The 20402-nt window shown below is 63.5% G+C and carries 23 protein-coding genes and 1 tRNA gene; 18 read left to right on the forward strand and 6 right to left on the reverse strand.

Annotated elements, in window-relative coordinates:
* Positions 1-246: 246 nt before the first annotated feature.
* Positions 247-894 carry a TetR family transcriptional regulator gene (locus tag OZ411_RS40025; protein ID WP_245476784.1) on the reverse strand — a complete coding sequence of 216 codons (648 nt, stop codon included), beginning with the start codon at positions 892-894 and terminating at the stop codon, positions 247-249.
* A 91-nt stretch (positions 895-985) separates the two neighbouring features.
* On the opposite strand from OZ411_RS40025, the gene OZ411_RS40030 reads away from it, so the two are divergent.
* From OZ411_RS40030 to OZ411_RS40080, 11 genes are all read left to right on the forward strand, one after another.
* Positions 986-1924 carry an SDR family oxidoreductase gene (locus OZ411_RS40030; RefSeq protein WP_282532343.1) on the forward strand — a complete coding sequence of 313 codons (939 nt, stop codon included), beginning with the start codon at positions 986-988 and terminating at the stop codon, positions 1922-1924.
* Between the two features lie 88 nt (positions 1925-2012).
* Positions 2013-3302 carry a UDP-N-acetylglucosamine 1-carboxyvinyltransferase gene (gene murA / locus OZ411_RS40035; RefSeq protein ID WP_282532344.1) on the forward strand — a complete coding sequence of 430 codons (1290 nt, stop codon included), beginning with the start codon at positions 2013-2015 and terminating at the stop codon, positions 3300-3302.
* 42 nt (positions 3303-3344) lie between these two features.
* Entirely contained in the window at positions 3345-3797 is a 453-nt protein-coding gene (locus OZ411_RS40040; protein ID WP_130583721.1) for a DUF2948 family protein, read from the forward strand.
* Between the two features lie 180 nt (positions 3798-3977).
* A complete protein-coding gene (gene hisD, locus OZ411_RS40045; RefSeq protein ID WP_282532345.1) occupies positions 3978-5273 on the forward strand; it encodes a histidinol dehydrogenase in 1296 nt (431 codons plus the stop codon).
* Positions 5270-5773 carry a UPF0262 family protein gene (locus OZ411_RS40050; RefSeq protein WP_130583723.1) on the forward strand — a complete coding sequence of 168 codons (504 nt, stop codon included), beginning with the start codon at positions 5270-5272 and terminating at the stop codon, positions 5771-5773. The genes hisD and OZ411_RS40050 overlap by 4 nt, the downstream gene beginning before the upstream one ends.
* A 119-nt stretch (positions 5774-5892) precedes the next feature.
* Positions 5893-6357, forward strand: coding sequence for a low molecular weight phosphatase family protein (locus OZ411_RS40055; RefSeq protein ID WP_282532346.1), 465 nt, complete (start codon positions 5893-5895; stop codon positions 6355-6357).
* 406 nt (positions 6358-6763) lie between these two features.
* A complete protein-coding gene (locus tag OZ411_RS40060) occupies positions 6764-7396 on the forward strand; it encodes a Maf-like protein (protein WP_130578882.1) in 633 nt (210 codons plus the stop codon).
* A complete protein-coding gene (gene yacG / locus OZ411_RS40065) occupies positions 7397-7615 on the forward strand; it encodes a DNA gyrase inhibitor YacG (protein WP_130578881.1) in 219 nt (72 codons plus the stop codon).
* A 162-nt stretch (positions 7616-7777) separates the two neighbouring features.
* Positions 7778-7853: transfer RNA gene (locus tag OZ411_RS40070), tRNA-Phe, on the forward strand.
* A gap of 67 nt (positions 7854-7920) precedes the next feature.
* The gene (locus OZ411_RS40075; protein WP_282532347.1) at positions 7921-8235 is read left to right on the forward strand and encodes a hypothetical protein; all 315 of its coding nucleotides are present in this window, start codon (positions 7921-7923) and stop codon (positions 8233-8235) included.
* Between the two features lie 540 nt (positions 8236-8775).
* Positions 8776-9384, forward strand: a complete 609-nt coding sequence (locus OZ411_RS40080; RefSeq protein WP_282532348.1) for a hypothetical protein — start codon at positions 8776-8778, stop codon at positions 9382-9384.
* Here the strand turns inward: OZ411_RS40080 and OZ411_RS40085 are convergent.
* The 4 genes from OZ411_RS40085 to OZ411_RS40100 form a co-directional block, all read right to left on the reverse strand.
* Positions 9353-9562 carry a hypothetical protein gene (locus tag OZ411_RS40085; protein WP_282532349.1) on the reverse strand — a complete coding sequence of 70 codons (210 nt, stop codon included), beginning with the start codon at positions 9560-9562 and terminating at the stop codon, positions 9353-9355. The two genes, OZ411_RS40080 and OZ411_RS40085, sit on opposite strands and share 32 nt — an antisense overlap.
* 547 nt (positions 9563-10109) lie before the next feature.
* Complete coding sequence (locus OZ411_RS40090; protein ID WP_282532350.1) at positions 10110-10373, reverse strand: hypothetical protein; 264 nt, start codon at positions 10371-10373, stop codon at positions 10110-10112.
* Positions 10357-11091, reverse strand: coding sequence for a type 1 glutamine amidotransferase (locus OZ411_RS40095; protein WP_282532351.1), 735 nt, complete (start codon positions 11089-11091; stop codon positions 10357-10359). Before OZ411_RS40095 ends, OZ411_RS40090 begins: the two co-directional genes overlap by 17 nt.
* An 84-nt stretch (positions 11092-11175) precedes the next feature.
* Positions 11176-12237: a pyridoxamine 5'-phosphate oxidase family protein gene (locus OZ411_RS40100; protein ID WP_282532352.1), complete on the reverse strand. Its 1062-nt coding sequence runs from the start codon at positions 12235-12237 to the stop codon at positions 11176-11178.
* 40 nt (positions 12238-12277) lie between these two features.
* On the opposite strand from OZ411_RS40100, the gene OZ411_RS40105 reads away from it, so the two are divergent.
* Positions 12278-13636, forward strand: a complete 1359-nt coding sequence (locus tag OZ411_RS40105; RefSeq protein WP_282532353.1) for a PLP-dependent aminotransferase family protein — start codon at positions 12278-12280, stop codon at positions 13634-13636.
* 12 nt (positions 13637-13648) lie between these two features.
* On the opposite strand, the gene OZ411_RS40110 is transcribed toward OZ411_RS40105, so the two are convergent.
* Complete coding sequence (locus OZ411_RS40110) at positions 13649-14566, reverse strand: dihydrodipicolinate synthase family protein (protein WP_282532354.1); 918 nt, start codon at positions 14564-14566, stop codon at positions 13649-13651.
* 246 nt (positions 14567-14812) lie between these two features.
* Here OZ411_RS40110 and OZ411_RS40115 point away from each other — a divergent pair, with 246 nt between their 5' ends.
* The 6 genes from OZ411_RS40115 to OZ411_RS40140 are packed head-to-tail and all read left to right on the forward strand — an operon-like array spanning position 14813 to position 20331.
* Positions 14813-15697: a dihydrodipicolinate synthase family protein gene (locus tag OZ411_RS40115; protein WP_282532355.1), complete on the forward strand. Its 885-nt coding sequence runs from the start codon at positions 14813-14815 to the stop codon at positions 15695-15697.
* A 34-nt stretch (positions 15698-15731) separates the two neighbouring features.
* A complete protein-coding gene (locus OZ411_RS40120; protein ID WP_282532356.1) occupies positions 15732-17021 on the forward strand; it encodes an ABC transporter substrate-binding protein in 1290 nt (429 codons plus the stop codon).
* Positions 17022-17043: 22 nt separating this feature from the next.
* Positions 17044-17922, forward strand: a complete 879-nt coding sequence (locus OZ411_RS40125; RefSeq protein ID WP_282532357.1) for a branched-chain amino acid ABC transporter permease — start codon at positions 17044-17046, stop codon at positions 17920-17922.
* Between the two features lie 26 nt (positions 17923-17948).
* Positions 17949-18866 (forward strand): branched-chain amino acid ABC transporter permease, encoded by a 918-nt coding sequence (locus tag OZ411_RS40130; protein WP_282532358.1) that lies wholly within the window; start codon positions 17949-17951, stop codon positions 18864-18866.
* Positions 18867-19637 carry an ATP-binding cassette domain-containing protein gene (locus OZ411_RS40135; RefSeq protein ID WP_282532359.1) on the forward strand — a complete coding sequence of 257 codons (771 nt, stop codon included), beginning with the start codon at positions 18867-18869 and terminating at the stop codon, positions 19635-19637.
* Entirely contained in the window at positions 19624-20331 is a 708-nt protein-coding gene (locus tag OZ411_RS40140) for an ATP-binding cassette domain-containing protein (RefSeq protein ID WP_282532360.1), read from the forward strand. The genes OZ411_RS40135 and OZ411_RS40140 overlap by 14 nt, the downstream gene beginning before the upstream one ends.
* Positions 20332-20402: the final 71 nt, after the last annotated feature.

Here is a 20402-nt window from a genome sequence, read left to right on the forward strand (position 1 = left end):
TCAACTCACGGAATCAGCGATCAAATTCCTTCGCAAGATGTGCGAATATGACAGCGGCGCGCGGGGAGAGGCATAGGCCGCCATTCGGCGGCCGTTCTTAACGCCGAAGCGAAGCTTCGGCTATGTCGCATCGCAGATGCGATCCGGGTGAGGGGGTCTCCGCGAGTCCGCCTGTCACTGTGTTAGCGGAGAGAGCCCCTCATCCCGACCTTCTCCCCGCAAGGGCGGGGCGAAGGAGAATGGCACTCATTCGAACATCGCGCGGATTGCCGCGAACATCCGCCTTGCGAGAAGCTCCGGCGTCTCGCGGGCGCCCTCGGCGGCCCAGAGCTCACCGCCGACGCGCATCGCGCCGGTTGCGATCATCGCGACCAGCCGCGCCTGCATCTTGTCCGTCTTGTTGCCTGTGCGCTTGAGAAGCGCATCGGCCAGCGTGCGCTCGAGCTTTTCATACTTGAGCTGATCGCGCGCCTGCAGCGCCGGGTTGTCCTGCTTCAGCCGCGCCAAGGCCACCACTTCGGCGGGATCGAGCTGCCCGGCCATCGCGATGATGGCGTTCTCCGCCGCCGCGAGCATGGATTCGCCGGCAGGCCGCGCCGCGACCGCCGCGATCAGCGCCGCGCTGGCTTCCTCCTGCCAGGCGAACACGACGTCTTCCTTGGAGGCGAAATAGTGGAAGAAGGTGCGGCGAGAGATGTCGGCGGCGGCGACGATGTCGTCCAGCGTGGTTGCCTCGAAGCCGCGCTCCAGGAACAGCGCCATCGCCGCCCGCGTCAGCTTCTCGCGCGTCTCCTGCCGCTTGCGCGCGCGCAGGCCCGGCGCCGCGGGAGGCGCGGTTTTCTCCTTTGATGACCTGCCCTTAGCCGGTCTGCGCGGGGTCGCCGGTCGCTTCAAATCCTTCACCACTTGCAAAATTGCACCTAGTGCACATTTAGGGAAGCGCGGCTGGGAACCACACCCCGATTCGAGACCAGGAGATATAAGCATGAGCGGCTGGAGCACTGCAGACATTCCACCCCAGACCGGCAGGACCGCCGTGATCACCGGCGCCACCGGCGGGCTCGGCTATGAGACCGCGCTGGCGCTGGCGGGCGCCGGCGCGACCGTGGTTTTGACCGGCCGCAACGACATCAAAGGCAAGCACGCGCTCGAGCGCATCCGCGCGCAATATCCGAACGCCGACGTCAGCTACGAGACGCTCGATCTGGCAAGCCTTGCCTCGGTCGCCGACTTCGCCGGCCGCTTCGCCATCAGCCGCCCTTCGGTCGATCTCCTCATCAACAATGCCGGCGTGATGGCGCTGCCGAAGCGGCGGACGACGCAGGACGGTTTCGAGATGCAGCTCGGCATCAACTATTTCGGCCATTACGCGCTCACCGCACGGCTGCTGCCGCAGCTTCGCCGCGGCCTCAAGCCCCGGGTAGTCAACCTCTCGAGCCTGGCGCACCGCTCCGGCGCGATCGATTTCGCCGACCTCCAGTCGGAGCGGTCCTACCGCCCGTGGCGCGCCTACTGCCAGTCGAAGCTGGCGATGCTGATGTTCGCGCTCGAATTGCAGCGCCGCAGCGACGCCGCCGGCTGGGGTCTGATGAGCAACGCCGCCCATCCCGGCTATGCGCGTACCGACCTGATCCCGAACGGCCCGGGTACGAGGAGCCTGTCCTCGTATTTCAGCCGCTTGCTGCAACCCTATGCTAGCCAGTCCGCCGCGGCCGGCGCGTTGCCGACATTATTTGCCGCGACCTCGCCGGACGCCAAGCGCGGCGGCTATTATGGACCGAACTGGTTCTACGAGTTGAAGGGGCCGCCGGTGGAGGCGAAGATCATGCCGCAGGCGAAGGAAGTGGCGGTCGCGGCGATGCTGTGGGAGGTCTCGGCGACGCTGACCGGCGTCTCCTTCGACCAGTTCGCGGCCGCCGCCTGAAAAGCCCACGGAATTGCCCTAAATTTCAACACTTTTGCGGTAGCCCCTTCCTTCGATAGGTTTTTCGCGGATCAGAGCAAGAGGCAGCATGGATCGCATCCGTATCGTCGGCGGCAACGAGCTCAACGGCACCATTTCGATATCGGGCGCGAAGAATGCCGCGCTGCCTCTGATGATCGCAGCACTCCTCACCGAGGAGACGCTGATCCTCGACAACGTGCCGCGGCTTGCCGACGTCGCGCAGCTCCAGCGCATCCTCGGTAATCACGGCGTCGACATCATGTCCGCGGGCAAGCGGCCCGGCGACCGCGAGTACCAGGGCCAGACCCTGCACATCTCGGCCGCCGATATCATCGACACCACCGCGCCGTATGATTTGGTGTCGCGGATGCGCGCCAGCTTCTGGGTGATCGCGCCGCTGATTGCACGCATGCATGAGGCGAGGGTGTCGCTGCCCGGCGGCTGCGCCATCGGCACCCGGCCGGTCGACCTCCTGATCATGGCGCTGGAGAAGCTCGGGGCGGAGATCTTGATCGACGGCGGTTATGTCGTCGCGAAAGCGCCCGGTGGCCTACGCGGCGCCGACATCGCCTTCCCCAAAGTCACGGTGAGCGGCACCCATGTCGCGCTGATGGCGGCGACGCTCGCCAGGGGAACCAGCGTCATCACCAACGCCGCCTGCGAGCCTGAAATCGCCGATGTCGCCGCCTGCCTGAACAAGATGGGCGCCCGCATCACCGGCGCCGGCACGCCCTGCATCATCGTCGAGGGTGTCGCCAGGCTCCATGGCGCGCGCCACACCGTGCTGCCGGATCGCATCGAGGCCGGCACCTATGCGATGGCGGTCGCGATGACCGGCGGCGAGGTGCAGCTTTCCGGCGCGCGTCCTGAACTGCTGCAATCGGCGCTCGATGTGCTCTGCGAAGCCGGCGCCACCGTCAGCGTCAACAATGACGGCATCCGCGTCGGCCGCAACGGCGCCGGCCTTCGCCCGGTGCAGGTCACGACCGCGCCGTTCCCCGGCTTCCCGACCGACCTGCAGGCGCAATTGATGGCACTGATGACCTGCGCCGGCGGCGCGTCCGTCATCACCGAGACCATCTTCGAGAACCGCTTCATGCATGTGCAGGAGCTGGCGCGGTTCGGCGCCAGGATCTCGCTCGACGGCGAGATCGCCACCATCCGCGGCACCGACAGATTGCGCGGTGCGCCGGTCATGGCGACGGACCTGCGCGCGTCCGTCTCGCTTGTCATCGCCGGCCTTGCCGCCGAAGGCGAGACCATGGTCAACCGCGTCTATCATCTCGATCGCGGCTTCGAGCGGCTGGAGGAGAAGTTGTCGGCCTGCGGCGCGTCGATCGAGCGCATCAGGGACTGATATCGGGGGGAACCGGTTCTGGTCCAGGAGATTGCTTTCGGCATGATGCCGCCCGCGCCGCTCAAACTGATCGCGCTCGATGCCGACGATCTCGCCGTGATCTCGGCGCATGTGCAGGACGCCCACGTGCAGGCCTCCGACATCGTCTGGCGCCAGGGCGAGAAGCGGCTCGTGGTCGGCATGTCCAGGCTCGACTGGGAGCAGACGCTGTCGGGCGAAACCGCCTCGCGCCGGTTGATCGCGGCGCTGCGCTTCGACCGCGTGCTTGCCTGCAAGTCGCGCAAGATCAACCTGGAGGCGCCGGACGCCACCCTGGAACTGCTCGGCATCGAGTTTCACCAGGGTGCCGCCCCCGGCGGCAGCGCACTGCTCCTGTTCAGCCAGGGCGCCACGCTCCGGCTCGACGTCGAATGCCTGGAATGCGAATTGACCGATCTCGGCCCCGACGACCTCGGCACCGCCCCGGCGGGGAGTGATTCCGTGTCGTCCCGGTGAAAGTGCCGTAGGGTGGGCAAAGCGCAGCGTGCCCACCATTCCGAGCACGCCGTTAGATGGTGGGCACGCTACGCTTTGCCCACCCTACCGCCCGGCTCCTTTGTCGGCCATCGAGGGTTGACGGCCCCTATCCGCCGCGCCATTGAGCAGGGACCCTGATCTCAATCACAAGAACGCCCCATGCCCCTCCGCCTGGACCGAAGCAGTGCCGATTTTGAGCAGCGCTTTGCCGCCTTCCTTGCCGCCAAGCGCGAAGTTTCGGCCGATGTCGAGCGCGCGACGCGCGCGATCGTCGACGACGTGGTGGCGCGGGGCGATGCCGCACTGATCGAGGCGACCCGTAAGTTCGACCGGCTCGAGCTCGACGCCTCCGGCCTGCGCGTCACCGCGGCGGAGATCGATACCGCCGTGACGACCTGCGAAGCCGCCACGGTCGACGCGCTCAAGCTCGCCCGCGACCGCATCGAGACGTTCCATCAGCGCCAGATGCCGAAGGACGAGCGCTTTGTCGACCCGCTCGGCGTCGAGCTCGGCTGGCGCTGGAGCGCGGTCGAAGCGGTCGGGCTCTATGTCCCCGGCGGCACCGCGGCCTACCCGTCCTCGGTGCTGATGAATGCGGTGCCGGCGAGGGTCGCCGGTGTGCCGCGCGTGGTGATGGTGGTGCCGGCGCCCGACGGTAAGCTCAACCCGCTGGTGCTGGCGGCCGCTCAGCTCGGCGGCGTCTCCGAGATCTATCGCGTCGGCGGCGCGCAGGCGGTGGCGGCGCTTGCCTATGGCACGGCCACGATCGCGCCCGTTGCAAAAATCGTCGGCCCCGGCAACGCCTATGTGGCCGCCGCCAAGCGGCTGGTGTTCGGCAAGGTCGGCATCGACATGATCGCGGGTCCTTCCGAAGTGCTCGTGATCGCCGACGCGACCTCCAATGCCGACTGGATTGCCGCGGATCTCCTGGCGCAGGCCGAGCATGACGCGAGCGCGCAATCGATCCTGATCACCGACAGCGCGCGGCTCGCCGCCGATGTCGAGCGCGCGGTGGAAGCGCAGCTCGTCACCCTGCCGCGCGCAGAAATCGCACGCGCCTCCTGGAATGATTTCGGCGCGATCATCCTGGTGAAAAATCTCGACGATGCGGTGGCGCTCGCGAATGCGATCGCGGCCGAGCATCTGGAAGTCATGGCAGCGGATGCCGAAGCGTTCGCGGCCAAGGTCCGCAACGCCGGCGCGATCTTCTTGGGCCCGCATACGCCGGAAGCGATCGGCGATTATGTCGGCGGCTCCAACCATGTGCTGCCGACCGCGCGCTCGGCGCGGTTCTCCTCCGGCCTCGGCGTGCTCGACTTCATGAAGCGGACCTCGATCCTCAAATGCGGCCCCGACCAGTTGCGCGCGCTGGGGCCGGCCGCGATGACTCTCGGCAAGGCCGAGGGGCTGGACGCCCATTCCCGTTCCGTCGGACTGCGCCTCAACCTCTCATGAACAAGCCGCCCACTGAGGAGGATCCCAACAATCGCATCGTCGCGGTGACGCTTGACGAGGAATCGATCGGGCGTTCCGGGCCGGACATCGAGCATGAGCGCGCGATCGCGATCTACGACCTGATCGAGCAGAACCTGTTCGCGCCTGTTGGCACGGAGCCCGGGCCGTACACGCTGCACATCGCGATCACCGGCAACCGGCTGATGTTCGACATCAGGCGGGAAGACGGCACGCCGGTGGTGGCGCATCTGTTGTCGCTGACGCCGTTCCGGCGGATCGTGAAGGACTATTTCATGATCTGCGATAGCTACTACCAGGCGATCCGAACCGCGACGCCGGACAAGATCGAGGCCATCGACATGGGCCGCCGCGGCATCCATGACGAGGGCTCGCGCACGCTGCAGGAGCGGTTGAAGGGCAAGGTGCGGATCGATTTCGAGACCGCGCGGCGGCTATTCACGCTGATCTGCGTCCTCCACTGGAAGGGGCAGGACGCATGATCCCGAAAAGTGGGAACCGGTTTTCGCTGCGACAAACGCGAAGCGTTTGCGCGGAGATCATGCGTCAAAAAAGACACATGATCCCGGTGCGAGCACCGCAGCCAAAAAAAGCTTAAGCAATGGGGGCGCCCCCCGCGCGCAATCCGCAGGCCGTGCTGTTCGCATGTGGCCAGAACAGCGTGCGTTCGCCGATGGCGGCGAGCCTGTTGCAGCAGATGTTTCCGCAAGGACTCTATGTGCGCTCGGCCGGCGTGAAGAAGGGCGAGCTCGATCCGTTCGCGGTCGCCGTGATGGCCGAGCTCGGCCAGGATATCTCCGCCCACAAGCCGATCACCTTCGACGAGCTCGAGGATTGGGAAGGGCTCAATTTCGACCTCATCGTGACGCTGTCGCCGGAAGCCCACCACAAGGCGCTGGAATTGACCCGCACGCTTGCCGCCGACGTCGAATACTGGCCGACCCATGACCCCACCGGCACCGAAGGCAACCGCGAGCAGAAACTCCAAGCCTATCGCGAAGTCTGCGACGGCCTCCTGACCCGCATCCGCCGCCGTTTTGCAAGAGCCGGCGCCACAAACGAGTAGGGACGCGTGTGGCCCGCCGCTCTCACTTGCTCCCGCCTCTCCCTGCAAGGGAGAGGCCGGATTGCATCGCCAGATGCAATCCGGGTGAGGGTCTCCGGTCTCTCGAGGGACGAGCGCCCGCGGAGCCAACCCCTCACCCAAGTGAGTCCGCCTCCACCACCTGAGCAGCCCTCTCCCACAAGGGGCGAGGGCACATCAACTCGCACCTCCGCGCGCACAGACGTAGGCCGCATCGCGCCGCTCACGCCCTCTTGTCGCTTCACTGACAAAGAGCTGTGCTTATGGGGCCTTACGTCCTCCTGATGGAAATGATTCGCACCCGGGTTCCACGGTTGTGAAAGAAGGCCCCTTCCGATAGGTTCCGCGCGCGCTTACCCACCCAATCCTGCTTCCTCCAAGAACCTGCATGCTTGGCCGTCCTAAACTCGTTCTTGCTTCCGGCTCGCCTCGGCGGCTGGCCCTGCTCAACCAGGCCGGCATCGAGCCCGACGCGCTGCGTCCGGCCGATGTCGACGAGACCCCGCGGCGGGGCGAGCTGCCGCGCGCCTGCGCCAACCGCCTGGCGCGGGCCAAGGCCGAAGCGGCGCTGAAATCGGTGCAGCTCGACGACGACATCCGCGGCTCCTTCATTCTGGCCGCGGACACCGTGGTCGCGGTCGGCCGCCGCATCCTGCCGAAGGCCGAGCTGGTCGACGAGGCCGCGCAGTGCCTGCGCCTGCTGTCGGGCCGCAACCACCGCGTCTACACCGCGATTTGCCTCGTGACCCCGAGGGAAGCGTTCCGCCAGCGCCTGGTCGAAACCCGCGTGCGTTTCAAGCGTTTGAGTGAGGATGACATCCAGGCCTATATCGGTTCGGGCGAATGGCGCAGCAAAGCCGGCGGCTATGCCGTGCAGGGCATTGCCGGCTCCTTCGTGGTCAAGATGGTCGGTTCCTACAGCAATGTCGTGGGCCTGCCGCTCTATGAAACGGTCACGCTGCTCGGCGGCGAAGGGTTTCCGATCCGATACGGCTGGCTGAACACCGCTACGGTTGGTTGAATGCCGGAACAGCGAAGACAGGCGGGCGCCGCGGAGGCGCCTGCGAAGGCGGAGAAACCGTCCAAGACGCCGTCCAGGCCGTGCCCGATCTGCGGCAAGCCGGCCGAGCATGCCTTCCGCCCCTTCTGTTCCGCCCGCTGCCGCGACGTCGACCTCAACCGCTGGCTCTCCGGCACCTACATCGTCCCCGGCCGCGACGACCAGGCCGAGGAGGAATAGATCAGACTTACCAATAAGTTGGGGATAACGCGGCGCGCCCATGATGGCTCTGCGATGCGGGGCCGCGCCCGGCGTAGCCAAAGGCGAAGCCGGGTAGACATCGCCCCTCCACCCCACTATAACCCGCCCGCTCGCTCGGCCTTTTTGGCCCTCCCGCGACCTGCCCAGGTAGCTCAGTTGGTAGAGCATGCGACTGAAAATCGCAGTGTCGGTGGTTCGATTCCGCCCCTGGGCACCAACGCTCTCACCGACATTTTGCCCGGGTCGGGCTGCATCAGGGCGGCTAGGCGCCCGCGAACCTCGAAATGGATCGGATCGCCGGGCCTGAGCCGCGGTGCGACGACAATGCAGTCAATGAGCTCGCGCAGCTTGAGGCACGCAGCCTTGGCATCGGCGGCCGAAAGCGCTTTCGCGAGCTGCTCCACCGCATCGAGATAGACGGCGAGAGTAGCCGGATGCAGGGTGACGACGTTCCCCTCGGTCGCCCGAGCGAGGCGCGCCTCCTGGCGATCAATCTCGGCCTCGAGCTCGGCGACCCTGGCGCCTACCATACGTCCGGTCAATTCTCCCTTTGCAACTGCGTCGACCAGCCTAGCTGCCTCGCGGCGCGCATCCTGTAGCTTGCGCTCAGCCGCGGCGCTCTCGCGCGACTGCTCCTTCGAGAGTCGCGCCCACTCCTCGGCAAAGCCCCGGCGGGCACCCTCGATTACGGCAGGATTTTTGAGCTCCTCGCGTAGGCCCCCGAGCACAGCCTCTTCGATCAGGTCAAGCCGGCATTGGCGCCTATTGGTGCAATCTCCCGACTCGATCGAGCGGGAGCACCGTGCCACGGGCCGGCCGCGCTGCGAGCCAGCCGAGACGAGGCTTGAGCCGCATTCGCCACACCGCAGGAGGCCCGACAGGATGCGACGAGGCGGCACGCCCTTCCAGCCGCAATTCGTGGTTCGCGCCTTGGCAAGCCGAGCCGCCGTCTCCTGCCAAAGATCTTCCGGGATGATGCGCAGATGCGGTGCCTCGATCCGCCGCCACTCACTGCGCGGGTTGACTCGGGGCACCTTGCGCCCCGTCTGCGGATTGCGAATCTTGCCGACGCGGTTCCAAACAATGACGCCCCGATAGATCTCGTTGCAGATCATGCCGGAGGCTCGCTTCGCAGATCCGTGAATGGTCGACGCGTTCCAGGCACGGCCGCGAAAGGGTTTAATACCTTCGCGATTAAGAGCGGCAGCGATGTCGCGGCAAGTGCTACCTCCGGCATAGTCGCGGAAGATACGCAGCACGACCGCCGCCTGGTCGTGGTCGATCTCGTGCTCGCCGGGCCGCCCCGCGATCGGACGATAGCCGTACGGCAAGCCACCGGCTCGTTGCCCCTGCGCGAGCTTTCCGGCAAGCCCGCGGCGTGTCTTGGATGCGAGGTCCGTGAGGTAGAGCGCGCCGACCAAGCCACGGACGCCGATCGAGATCTCGCTCGCGCGCCCGTCGTCGACGGCTACAAGCTCACAGCCGCAGAAGCGCAACATTTCCCAGACTTGGGGCAGCTCCGATTGCGAGCGTGCAACGCGATCGAAGCTCTCCACGACCACGACGTCGAAGCGACGGTCAACAGCGCCGGCGATCAGATTCTTAAGACCGGCCCGGCCATGGACCGAGGCACCAGAAAGCGCAGCATCAGAAAAGGTTTCGACGACACCATGGCCTTCACGCTCGCACCAGCGGCGGCACAGCGCCTCCTGATCTTCAATCGAGCGAGGGTTCTGCAGGTCGGATGAGTAGCGGGCGTATATCGCAGCTCTCGCCATCGTCGCTCTCTTCGGCATTCTCGCGGCGCGTTGCCGCCTGTTCCATCTTCACGAACTCCCGCCGCGCCAGCACGCGGCCGAGCTCCTCGGCAAAAGCGATGATGGCCGGGTCCGGAGGGGCCTGCAAGAGATTTCGACGGCCGCTCATTTCGCGTCAGCACTAGAAGTGCGCGATGTATTCGACGTCGCCTGGCAAGCCGCATCAGGGCAAGATCGATCCCTATCGACGGCACCCGCTGCCGCGGCAAGCTTGCGACTCGATTGGGAGATATCGAAATGCATAAGAGGGCTTTCGGCAACTTCTGCAGCTATCGTGCGCTATGACAGGCCGAGAATGCCGAGCCGAATAATCAGATAAAAGGAAATTTGAAGGTAGTAGTTGAAACGGCAACGTTGGCGCGCAATCGGAATGATGAATCGCTAGGGAGAGCCTCTCCGTTAGCTTATTGCTTTTGGGTGGATCGATCACCATGTTCGCTACGCTTATGAGCGCATCCCACCTTTTCTATTTGAGGATCGCTACTCAATTTCGATTACGTGCGCCGAGTTCGGGCAGGGGGCGATGGCTCGATTGTAATCGCAGACCGAGAGCAAAAGCCGCAACTCATCTCGGACTCGTGTAGGCGGCCCTACGATCCCCGTCCGCCAGTTACGCTAGCCACACTTCCCTGGCCGATAACCGCCCAATGCGATAATCATTTGAATTTGTAGAAATTTTCATCGTCGATTGCTGCCGATACCAACAGAAATACCAACAAAATGACGTGCGCCATTAGCTGGCAAAAATAAAACGGGAGGCTCCACGGCAGCAGGCACGCTCCATGCCGTTCCGGTCTCCACAATCGCCCCGACGGGAATCGAACCCGGCTTTCTTGCGACTGGCCGCTGTTGGCGCAAAGCGGCCGCACGTAACCGAGAGAGAAATCCAGTTCGATCAGCGCCTCATCGCGCAGCAGCAAGGCGGCCGGCGAGGATGGTAAGAAGGTTGTCGTCGATGCGCTTGGCGGTCGTACGGAACGTCGCGAGATGCGGGGCAACCGTCGCGTTCAGGCGTGACGCTTTCTCCGGACCCAGCGACTGTTCGAGGCTCGTCTTGTACGCGGGTACAGCTTCCCAGTCCGAGACGGTCTCGGGTGTTATCTCGACGTGATACTGAAGGCCGTAAGCGTGGTCGCCGTACCGGATGGCCTGGATGGCGCATGCCGGGTTGCGTGCCAATACGACGGCTCCCGGCAGCCCTTCCTTTACCTCGGCACCGTGCCATTGGAATGTCTGCATGGCGCCGCCAAGGCCCGACAGCAGCGGGTCTCGAAGGCCTTCGGGCGTCAGTTCGACGTCGGCCAGGCCCACCTCGGGTCGATCCATCAGTCCGACCCGACCGCCGAGCGCGTCGACGAGCAATTGATGTCCGAGGCAGATGCCGAGATATGGCCGGCCGAGGTCGCGGACCCATCGGCGGATGGCAGCTTTCTCGGCGACAAGCCAGGGATGGATGTCCTCCTGCCAGACGTCCTGTGGGCCGCCCATTACGACCATAAGATCGAACGCCTCAAGTGCCGGGATCGAGCCTCCCTCGTCGAGTTCGACCGCGTGCCACTTGTGGCCTTTCGCCTGCCAGAGGTCGCGGAACGAACCCGGATGCTCCACTGCCAGATGTTGAAATACGAGAATGCGCATGCTGTCCTCCTGTCCGTGTGCTGCTTCGCGGCATCGGGCGCGATCCGGGTCACGCTTGAACAGCTCCTCGAAGTTCCAGAAAACTCACTTCGGGTAAAGAAACTGCTTCACGAAGGCGGGCACTTCGATTCCTTCCCGCAGTTTCGGATCGGGCACCGGCGGCTGCAGCACAAGTCGCAGCCCCACCGATCCCGCCCACAGATTCGAGGCCAGATCGTCAGCGTCTTCGTCGGGCAAGCCATCGCTGACCTTGGCCGAGACTTCGTCGAGTTTCATGCGGATGAGCTTGGTCGCCTTCCACTCCTGATCGGTGGGCTTGCGCGCATATTCCCACAGGCCCGGAGCAAGCCGATCGACGAATACCTGCAACGCCTCGCGTTTGACATCGTCCGCGCAAAGCTCGGCGTTGCCGAAGGCCATGACCGAACGAAAGTTCACGTTGTGATTGAAAGCGGCACGCGAAAAAACGATTCCGTCGAGATGCGTGACCGTAAAGCAGACGGGAATGCCCTCCTGTTGCGCTTTCAGCATGCGGCTTGCGGACGAGCCATGCCAGTAAACGAAATCATCGATCCGCCAATGATTGGTCGGCGTTACGTAGGGCGAGCCGTCGATCACATAGCCGACCTGGCAGATGATGCCGGCATCGATGATCCCATTGATGGTGTCCCGATCGTATTTGGCCAACCAGTTGTACCGCTTGAGGCGTGCCCTTTCGCTGGGAGCGTCAGTGGTTTTCGAGGTGATGATACTGGTCATTTCGGCCGGACTCCACGTACGGAAAGGATCCCCACCATAAGATTGCTGCTTCCGTCGTCTTAGAACCGCTTTGAAAAAGTCGGGTGGGCCAATCGTCCGAAGTAGGCTCTGCGCGCCCAACCGACCGATACCATGCTCGTTTTCGAGGCTCGGCTGCCCCGCGAAGAGGGCATGGCATGGTTGTTGCTTGGGAGTCGGCACCGAGGCCGTCGGGACCTGTGTGATGTTTCCCATCGAATTGAATCCGTCCAGCCCCTCCACGCTCCAGACCCAGGTGTGCGAGAAGGTACGTGCGGCCATCGTCGCCGGCGTGCTGAGGCCGCGGGCGCAACTGCCTTCTTCGCGGGAGATCGCGCGGGAACTCGGGGTATCGCGCAACACGATCATCCACGCGTTCGAAAAACTCGCGGACGAAGGATACCTGAAGATGCGTTCGGGATCGGGGACATTTGTCGCCGATCCGCTTCCCGACGATTGCGTCGGGGCCGTGCAGCAGCCGGCAGGCGTCACAGACGTCGCCAGGGACACGGCGGTGCCGGGTCGTGACGTCCGCCATCCGCCGGTCTTGTTGAAGACCAAGGCCTTGCAGATGGCCCGATCGGGGATCGGCGAGCACCGGATCGACTTCCGTTACTGCAGCGCCAATTGGCGTAATTTTCCGCTGCGGGAATGGCGCCAGTTCATGATCGAGAACGTCTCCCGGGCAAGCGCCAATATCTCCGGTTACAGTCCTCCGGAAGGGTTGCCCGAACTTCGCCAGGCGATCGCGGACCACGTCTCCACGAACCGCGCGATTGCGGTAGATCCGGAGCAGGTGGTGGTGACTGCCGGAGCCCAGGAGGCGCTCAACCTGATCGGCCGCCTTTTCATTCAACCGTCGGTCCGGGTCGCGGTCGAGAACCCGTGCTATCGGGGAGCAGCTTATGCCTTTCAAAGCTATGGCTGCACCCTGGTGCCACTTCCGCTCGACGATCAAGGCGCCCGCATCGATTCCCTGGAAGGAACCGGCGCTTCGCTTATCTACGTAACGCCCTCGCATCAATTCCCGACAGGCGTCACGATGAGCCAGCGCCGCCGGCTGGAACTGCTGTCCTGGGCGGAAAGCAACGGCGCCTACATCGTCGAAGACGATTACGACAGCGATTTCCGCTATGACGGACCGCCGCTGACGGCTTTGGCCGGACTGAACGACAATACGTCGGTGATCTATCTAGGCACCTTCTCCAAATCGGTCGGATCGGGCTTGCGCACCGGCTACGCGATCGTTCCCAGGCAATTGATCGAGCCCATGAGGCACGTCAAGGCGCTCGCGAGTTGCGGCAATCCCTGGATCGAGCAGATCGTTCTGGCCGATTTCATCGGCCGCGGCGCCTTCGAGCGTCATCTGCGGCGCATAAGGCAAGCCTACGGGCAGACCAGGGCCGCGCTTCTGGATGCGATGGAAACGCATTTCGGTCCGGCGGACATTTCCGGTGCCGCCGGTGGAATGCACGTCATGTGGAAACTTCCGTCGCATTTCCCAACCGCGGCCGAAGTGGCATCGATCGCCGCCGCGGAAGGCGTCGGAATCTACACCGTGGCGCAGGCCGGAGCCTACGAGTTCGGGCCGCAGCAAAGCCCGCGTGACATCGTTCTCGGTTATTCCTTGCTGACTCCCGAAGCCGCGAAAGAAGGGGTGGCGCGGATCGCGCACGGGCTCAGCCGTGTCGCTCCGGGCCTATCCGCTCCCCCGATCGCCGAAACAGGCTGGAGGGCGCGAGACGGTGTAGCGGCTCGCGCGCTCTGAACGGGCAACGCCTTATGCCGCGGCAACCGAGACGGTCACGCCGGCATCGGCGAGAAGCCGCTCCAGTATCAGGCGATCTGCCTTGTCGAGGCTCCTGATCGGTTTGCGCGGCGCCCCCATCGAATGGCCGAGGATGTCGCAGGCCGCGTAGGCGACGCGAATGTAGCCCTTGAGTCCCATGAACTCGCAGATCGGATACATGTTGGCAAACGCCTGGCGCAGCTTTTCCATCCCCTTGTCCGCCTTTCGCAACGCGAAAAGGTTGGTGCAAAGCTTGGGCATGATGCTGCAGCTCCCGGCGAACCAGCCATGCACGCCGGCGGCGATCGCGGCCGGCGTTCCGGCATCGTTGCCGTTCAGAATCGATATGCTTCCCTTGGTCTTGTGGGCGATCGCGGATATGCGGGTGACGTCGCCCGAGCTTTCCTTGACGAAGCCGACATTGTCGATCTCCGCGATCCTGGCGATCAGGGCCGGCTTCATGTCGATCCCGGTCGTGCCGGGATTGTTGTAGATGCCGACCGGGATGTTCACGGCATTCGCGATGCCCTCGAAGTGTCCATAGAGTTCGTCGTCGGTGAGCGGCCAATAGCTGATCGGGACCACCAGGACGCCGTCCGCGCCGGCATCGGCGGCGAACTTCGAAAGCCTGATCGCCTCTGCGGTCTGGATCGAACCGGTGCCGGCGGTGAGGACGACGCGCCCGTTGATGTGCCGGGCGGCGGTCTCGATGACCTGCTGCCGTTCCTGTTCGCTGAAAGAGCCGATGCCGCCGGTGCTGCCGAACACGGTAATGCCGTCGACGCCGCTGTCGATCTGGAAGTCGATGAACCGCTTCAGCGCAGCCAGGTCCAGCGCTTCGCCGTCGTCTTTCGTCGGAGTAACAATGAAGGCCGAAACGCCTTGGAATTTCTCTGCTGCAGGTTTCATGTGAGCCTCGGTTGATGAAAATCTCCCAAGATCACGCCGTTTGGGAGTGTCCCATGGTCCAACGCTTCGCGATCGCGCCATAGGGCCGGTGCACGCCTGCGACATGGTGCCATTCGTCGTTGGCGACCGGCACCACGGTTATTTCGCAAGCGGACCTTTCCCGCACAGCCGGAGCGTCGGATGTTGCGACCCGGCAGTCATTAAGGCAGCGACGACGCCTCTCTGAGGATCGGCCGGGGAGCATGAATGTTGAAGAAGATTGAAGGAGTGGTGCTGTTCTCGGTGACGCCGATCAATGGCGATGGCTCGATCGACCACGCGCGTTGGAAGCTCCATCTCGACGCGGCGATTGCCGCCGATATCGGCGGCGTCACCCTGTTCGGCAGCACGGGCGCCAACGGCTATTTCACCGAAGCGGAAAAGACCGAAGCCCTGGAAGCGGTGGCAAAGCACGTCGGTGGGAAGATACCGATCATGATGGGCATCGGTGCGATGACGACGGCGGAAAGCGTTCGGCTGGCGCGCCATGCGTCGGAAAACGGTGCTGACGCCGTTCTCGTCGTTCCGCTGAACTATTGGCGGCCGACAGATCGCGAAATCATACGACATTACGAAACGGTCGCGGCAGCGAGCGCCGTTCCGGTCTGGCTCTACAACAATCCAGGGCTTGCCGGCATCGACCTTACTCCTTCCATGATCGCCAAGCTTGCCCGCATTCCCAACGTCGTCGGAATGAAAGACTCGTCGGGCGATCTTCCGCGCGCACTGACGATCCCGGTATTGACCAAAGGCAAGGTCGTCGTCGGCATCGGTCAGGACACGCTCATCCTGGAACCGGCGTTGGGGATCGCGCCGGCCTGGTTTACCGGATTGGCCAACATATGCCCGGCGGAGTGCGTCGCATTCTGGAGCGCGGCGAAGGCCGGCGACGCCGCCGGGGCCGCCGAACTCGCCCGCAAACTGTTCGAACTGAGCGAACTCGGCAGTCGCCTCGGTATCATTCGCGTCGCCCATAGCGGCCTCGAGATGATCGGAAAGCCGGTCGGCGGGCCACGCGCGCCGATACTCGGGTTGGAGGGCGCGGAGGCGGAAGAACTCCGTGCCATTTTGACCAGATTTGGTTTCGCTTGAAGAAGAGTCCCATTCAAACAGACAGGTAGCCATCATGATGAAGAAGCGCGGAATCGGACGACGGGAACTGCTTAAGGGAATCGGTGGCGCTGCCGCGGTGGCGGCGATCGGCCCGGTTGCCATGCCGGCAATCGCCGAGAGCGCGCCTCTTAAGGTCGGAATCATCGCCGCGCGTGCCGGCACCGCCGCCTACATCGGCGCGAATGGCCTTCGCGCGGCGGAATGGACCGCGCAAAAGATAAATGCCGCCGGAGGCATCGGCGGCCGCAAGGTGGAACTCGTCGTCGAGGAAGAGACCAACGCCAAGGAGACGCTGGAGCGCGCGCGCCGGCTCGTTCTGCAGGAAAAGGTCGATTGCATCCAGGGTGTCTATTCGACCGGCGTAAGTCTGCCGATGGCCCCGACGCTCGAGGACATGCAGGCGTTGACCATCTTCTGGGACGGTACGACCCAGGACGGCGTCAAGGAAACCATGCCGTCGCCAAAGTACGTCTTCAAGAGCACCGACAACGAGTGCGAGGCCGTGATGGCGTCGCTGATCGCCATCAAGGAGTTCAACGGTCAGTTCAAGCGTATCGCCGCGATAAGCCCCGATTACAGCTACGGAAGAAACGTCTGGACCGCCTTCAAGGCGCTCAACAAGAAGTTCGGTATCGACGCGGAAGTCGTGGCCGAGCAATGGTCGTCATTCACCCAGCTCGATTTCACCAGCAATGTCGCGGCATTGAAGGCCGCAAAGCCGGACCTGATCTACTGCGTGCTTGGAAACGCGGACCTGCCCATCTTCATGAGGGCGGCGACCAGCGCGGGACTGACCGAAACGGCGAAGTTCGTCCTGGTCCAGGCGGGACATCAGCATGGACAGCTGAAGAAGCCGTTCACGCCGCAAGGAACCCTGCTTTGCTACAACACGATGTATTTCGCGCGGCCAAATCCGTCGGCCGATCAGACCGAGTTCGTCCAATACTACATGGATAAGTACAAGGACTACCCGCATTGGGAATGCGATCGCGCCTATTTTTCCATGATGCTCTACAAGGGGGGCATCGAGAAGGCCATGAAGGCCAAGGGCGGTAGCTGGCCTTCCACGGAAGAGATCGCGGCCTCGATGGAGGGGTTGGAAGTCGAATCGTTCGGCGGACCGGCGAGCATGCGCAAGGACCACGTCGCGCAGGAAGTGTTCTACGGCGGTTTGGCGACGCACGACAACAATTTCGACGTCTGCACCCTGGCGAAGACCTACAAATTCGATGCGTCGGTGCTGCAGAAGCCATCGGGTGCCGACTTCTGGACCTGGTTGGACACAGCCAAATTCCCGGCCTAGTTCGCGGGCAGCGGTAGGACCGATGGCTACAGCCGATATCCTCGTCGCTGCCTTGTTCAGCGCCGCAGTCCTGTTCCTCGTCACCGCGGGGCTGCAGCTCGTATTCGGAGTCCAGCGGATCGTCAACCTGACCGCCGGTTCGACCTACGCGTTCGGGGCGTATTTCGGAGCTTCGGCATTCGACTGGTTTATTCAACGTGGCGGATCGCCTTTGCTGTTGCTGCCCGTGCTGCTGGTGGCCGGCATCATCGCCGGTCAGATCGGCTTCGTCATCGAGCGTGTTCTTCGCCTGGTGTATGCGCGCGACGAGGCGTTTCAGCTTCTGATGACGTTCGCTTTCGTGCTGATGTTTCAGGATCTACTGCGCTTCGTCTGGGGTGCACAGCCGCGCATCATGGCCGATTTGCCGTCTGTCTACGGCCGGGTAACCATGGGCGGATTCAGCTTCCCGACCTACAACGCAGCGGTCATTGCCTGCTCGTTGGCGATCGCTGCGGCGCTCTGGTGGTTCATCGAACGCACCCCTCTCGGTCATATCGTCCGGGCGACCGCGGAGAACAGGGCCATGGCCGACGCCCTCGGCGTGGATACGCGGCGCATCAACATGCTCATCTTCGTGCTTGGTTCCGTGCTCGGGACCGTGGGCGGTGCGCTAGTCATTCCGACGACGGCAGCGTCGCTCGAAATGCCCTCGGTATTGATTGTCGAGGCGTTTGCCGTCGTGGTGATCGGGGGGCTGGGCAGCATGAAAGGCGCCTTGTTTGGCGCCATCATCGTCGGCTTCATGCGCGCTCTGGCTCTGACGTTCTTTCCGGAAATCGAGATCATGGCGATCTACATCGTGGTCGTTGCGATGTTGCTGGTCCGTCCTTACGGCATGTTCGGAAAGGCGATGCCATGAGCAGATACCGCTCCCTGATCCTGATCGTGGCGATCGGCTCGATCGTCCCGTTCGTGGTCAGTCCCTACTACGCGACCCTCATCATCACGATGCTCGCCTTTTCCATCGCCTTGCTCGGGCTGAACCTGCTGTTCGGGTATGGCGGGCTTCTGTCACTCGGTCATGCGATGTACATGGCCATGGGAGCCTACAGTGTGGCCTTGCTCGGCTCAAAGCTCGCCATCAAGAGCTTCGAGCTGCAGTTGCTGTTGGCGGTCGTGGTAAGCGGGACGGCGGCCGCGGTCATCGGTCTGATGTGTGTGCGCTATACGACGATCTTCTTCAGTATGTTGACGCTCGCTTTCGGGATGATCTTTCATTCCTTCCTGTTCAAGTTCTACGAACTGACCGGAGGCGAAACGGGGATTTCAGTTGCTCGCCCGAGCCTGCTCGGCTTTGCCTTTGCGGGAATGAGCAAGACAACTTTCCTGATCGGCCCCTTCTACTGGTATGTTCTCGCGTTATTCGTCGGGATGTTCGCCGTGATGGCTGTCATTGTCAGATCGCCCTACGGGTTGGCGCTACAAGCGATGCGTGACAACCCAAGGAAGACGGAATTTCTCGGCGTCGCCATCCTGAAGGTGCGGTACGTGGCTTTCGTCATCTCGGCGATCTACTGCGCGGTGGGCGGGGCTATCATGGCGGTGAGCATTGGCGCGGCGGATCCCGATCTCGCTTTTTGGACCCAGTCGGGCAATCTGGTGTTCGTTCTCGTCCTCGGCGGCCTGGGCCAGATGTTCGGGTCGATCGCCGGTTCGGTGGTGTTCACGTTGCTGCAGGACGCGTTGATGGCGCATACCCAGTACTGGCGCTTCGCGCTCGGAGCCCTGCTGGCATTGATCATCATCTTTTCGCCGCAGGGCATTGTCGGTCTGCTGTCCCAGGCCTTCGGAAGGCGGCGCTAGATGGAGATGCTGCTGCGGGCTCGGGAAATCACCAAGGCATATGGGAAATTCATCGCGCTGAACGATGTCTCCTTCGACGTCAGCAAGGGCGAGGTCATCGCGATCGTCGGGCCGAACGGCGCAGGGAAGACGACCCTGGTCAATACGCTGGCCGGGCTTTATCCGCCGGATTCGGGTGACGTGATGTTCGAAGGCCGCTCGGTCGTCGGACTGGGACCGGCGGAACGGGCCCGCCGGGGATTGGCACGATCCTTCCAGTTGGTGAGCATCTATCCGACCTTCACGGTATCCGACATGATCGCCGTCGCAGCGTTCACGCGTATCGGCCGGACGTTCAGCCTGTTGCGGGCAGTCTCGTCGTTTGCCGCCGAGTCGGAAGAGGTGCGCGAAATTGCAACATCCTTTGGGCTCGCGGACCGCCTGGGGGTCAAATGTTCGGCACTGTCGCAAGGTGAAAAGAAGCTGGTCGATATCGCGAGCGCGTTGGCGCTGCGCCCGAGGCTCATCCTGCTCGACGAACCGACTAGCGGCATTGCGAGCGCCGACAAGCACCGGATCATGGAGACGCTGCTGGAGGCGGCAAAGCGATGCGGTGTCGAAAGCATCGTGCTGGTCGAGCATGACATGGAGCTGATTGCGCGTTATGCGACGCGTGTAATCGGTCTTCGGTCCGGCAGCATCGCAGCCGACCTCCCGACCGACGCCTTCTTCAGCGAGGCCAGCGTCATCGATTCCATCGTCGGAAGAGTGCCCCAACATGCTTGCGGTTGAAGATCTGGATGTCTCCGTAGCCGGAGCACCCGTGCTGCGCGGCGTGGCGCTCACGGTGCAGCCAGGCGAAATGATCTGCCTGGTTGGCCGCAACGGTGCCGGCAAGACCACCTTGATGAAAAGCCTGATGGGCCAGCACCGTCCGACCGGGGGCCGGATCCTGTGGCAAGGCAAATCCATCGTCGGATCCGCGCCTCACGAAATTGCACGTCTCGGAATTGGGTTTTCACCGGAAGAGAGCGAGGTATTCGCGAGCCTGAGCGTCGAGCAGAACATCGCGTTTCCGACCTGGGTCCGGCGCAGCGCCAAGCCGGCGGCCGAACGCATCGATCTGGCCTACCGCGTCTTTCCGAAATTGAGGGAGTACCTTCATCGCGGCGGCAGCGAACTGTCAGGGGGCGAACGCAAGATGGTGTCCATCGCCCGCGCCTTGACACTGGATCCCGATCTGCTGCTCCTCGACGAGCCGTTCGAGGGTCTTTCGCCGGCGATCATCCCGACCATCGCGGCCGGCATCGCGTCGATCAGAGACGCGGGGAGAGCGATCCTGATGGCCGAATCCAACGTGCAGCACATTCCGGAATTCGTTTCCCGCGTCAATGTCATCGAGCGGGGCGAGATCATCTTCGATGGCGAGGTCGCCGAGGCGCGTCGGGATGCCGCCGTCCGCCAAATCGTCTCCGGCCTGTCGTGATCTAGGGTCTGTTGAGATTCAGGATTCACAGATTGGAATGTCCGTGATTCAAGCTCCGAAAGGAGCTTGGC

This window comes from Bradyrhizobium sp. Arg237L (assembly GCF_029990105.1).
Lineage (GTDB): Bacteria > Pseudomonadota > Alphaproteobacteria > Rhizobiales > Xanthobacteraceae > Bradyrhizobium.

What these genes read in the sequence shown, in the direction of transcription:
- OZ411_RS40030 (WP_282532343.1), top strand. Translation starts at nt 986, where the DNA reads ATGAGCGGCTGGAGCACTGCAGACATTCCACCCCAGACCGGCAGGACC.
- murA (WP_282532344.1), top strand. Translation starts at nt 2,013, where the DNA reads ATGGATCGCATCCGTATCGTCGGCGGCAACGAGCTCAACGGCACCATT.
- OZ411_RS40040 (WP_130583721.1), top strand. Translation starts at nt 3,345, where the DNA reads ATGATGCCGCCCGCGCCGCTCAAACTGATCGCGCTCGATGCCGACGAT.
- hisD (WP_282532345.1), top strand. Translation starts at nt 3,978, where the DNA reads ATGCCCCTCCGCCTGGACCGAAGCAGTGCCGATTTTGAGCAGCGCTTT.
- OZ411_RS40050 (WP_130583723.1), top strand. Translation starts at nt 5,270, where the DNA reads ATGAACAAGCCGCCCACTGAGGAGGATCCCAACAATCGCATCGTCGCG.
- OZ411_RS40055 (WP_282532346.1), top strand. Translation starts at nt 5,893, where the DNA reads ATGGGGGCGCCCCCCGCGCGCAATCCGCAGGCCGTGCTGTTCGCATGT.
- OZ411_RS40060 (WP_130578882.1), top strand. Translation starts at nt 6,764, where the DNA reads ATGCTTGGCCGTCCTAAACTCGTTCTTGCTTCCGGCTCGCCTCGGCGG.
- yacG (WP_130578881.1), top strand. Translation starts at nt 7,397, where the DNA reads ATGCCGGAACAGCGAAGACAGGCGGGCGCCGCGGAGGCGCCTGCGAAG.
- OZ411_RS40075 (WP_282532347.1), top strand. Translation starts at nt 7,921, where the DNA reads ATGGATCGGATCGCCGGGCCTGAGCCGCGGTGCGACGACAATGCAGTC.
- OZ411_RS40085 (WP_282532349.1), bottom strand. Translation starts at nt 9,562, where the DNA reads ATGAGCGGCCGTCGAAATCTCTTGCAGGCCCCTCCGGACCCGGCCATC.
- OZ411_RS40095 (WP_282532351.1), bottom strand. Translation starts at nt 11,091, where the DNA reads ATGCGCATTCTCGTATTTCAACATCTGGCAGTGGAGCATCCGGGTTCG.
- OZ411_RS40100 (WP_282532352.1), bottom strand. Translation starts at nt 12,237, where the DNA reads ATGATCGTGTTGCGCGATACCCCGAGTTCCCGCGCGATCTCCCGCGAA.
- OZ411_RS40105 (WP_282532353.1), top strand. Translation starts at nt 12,278, where the DNA reads ATGCGTTCGGGATCGGGGACATTTGTCGCCGATCCGCTTCCCGACGAT.
- OZ411_RS40110 (WP_282532354.1), bottom strand. Translation starts at nt 14,566, where the DNA reads ATGAAACCTGCAGCAGAGAAATTCCAAGGCGTTTCGGCCTTCATTGTT.
- OZ411_RS40115 (WP_282532355.1), top strand. Translation starts at nt 14,813, where the DNA reads ATGTTGAAGAAGATTGAAGGAGTGGTGCTGTTCTCGGTGACGCCGATC.
- OZ411_RS40120 (WP_282532356.1), top strand. Translation starts at nt 15,732, where the DNA reads ATGATGAAGAAGCGCGGAATCGGACGACGGGAACTGCTTAAGGGAATC.
- OZ411_RS40125 (WP_282532357.1), top strand. Translation starts at nt 17,044, where the DNA reads ATGGCTACAGCCGATATCCTCGTCGCTGCCTTGTTCAGCGCCGCAGTC.
- OZ411_RS40135 (WP_282532359.1), top strand. Translation starts at nt 18,867, where the DNA reads ATGGAGATGCTGCTGCGGGCTCGGGAAATCACCAAGGCATATGGGAAA.
- OZ411_RS40140 (WP_282532360.1), top strand. Translation starts at nt 19,624, where the DNA reads ATGCTTGCGGTTGAAGATCTGGATGTCTCCGTAGCCGGAGCACCCGTG.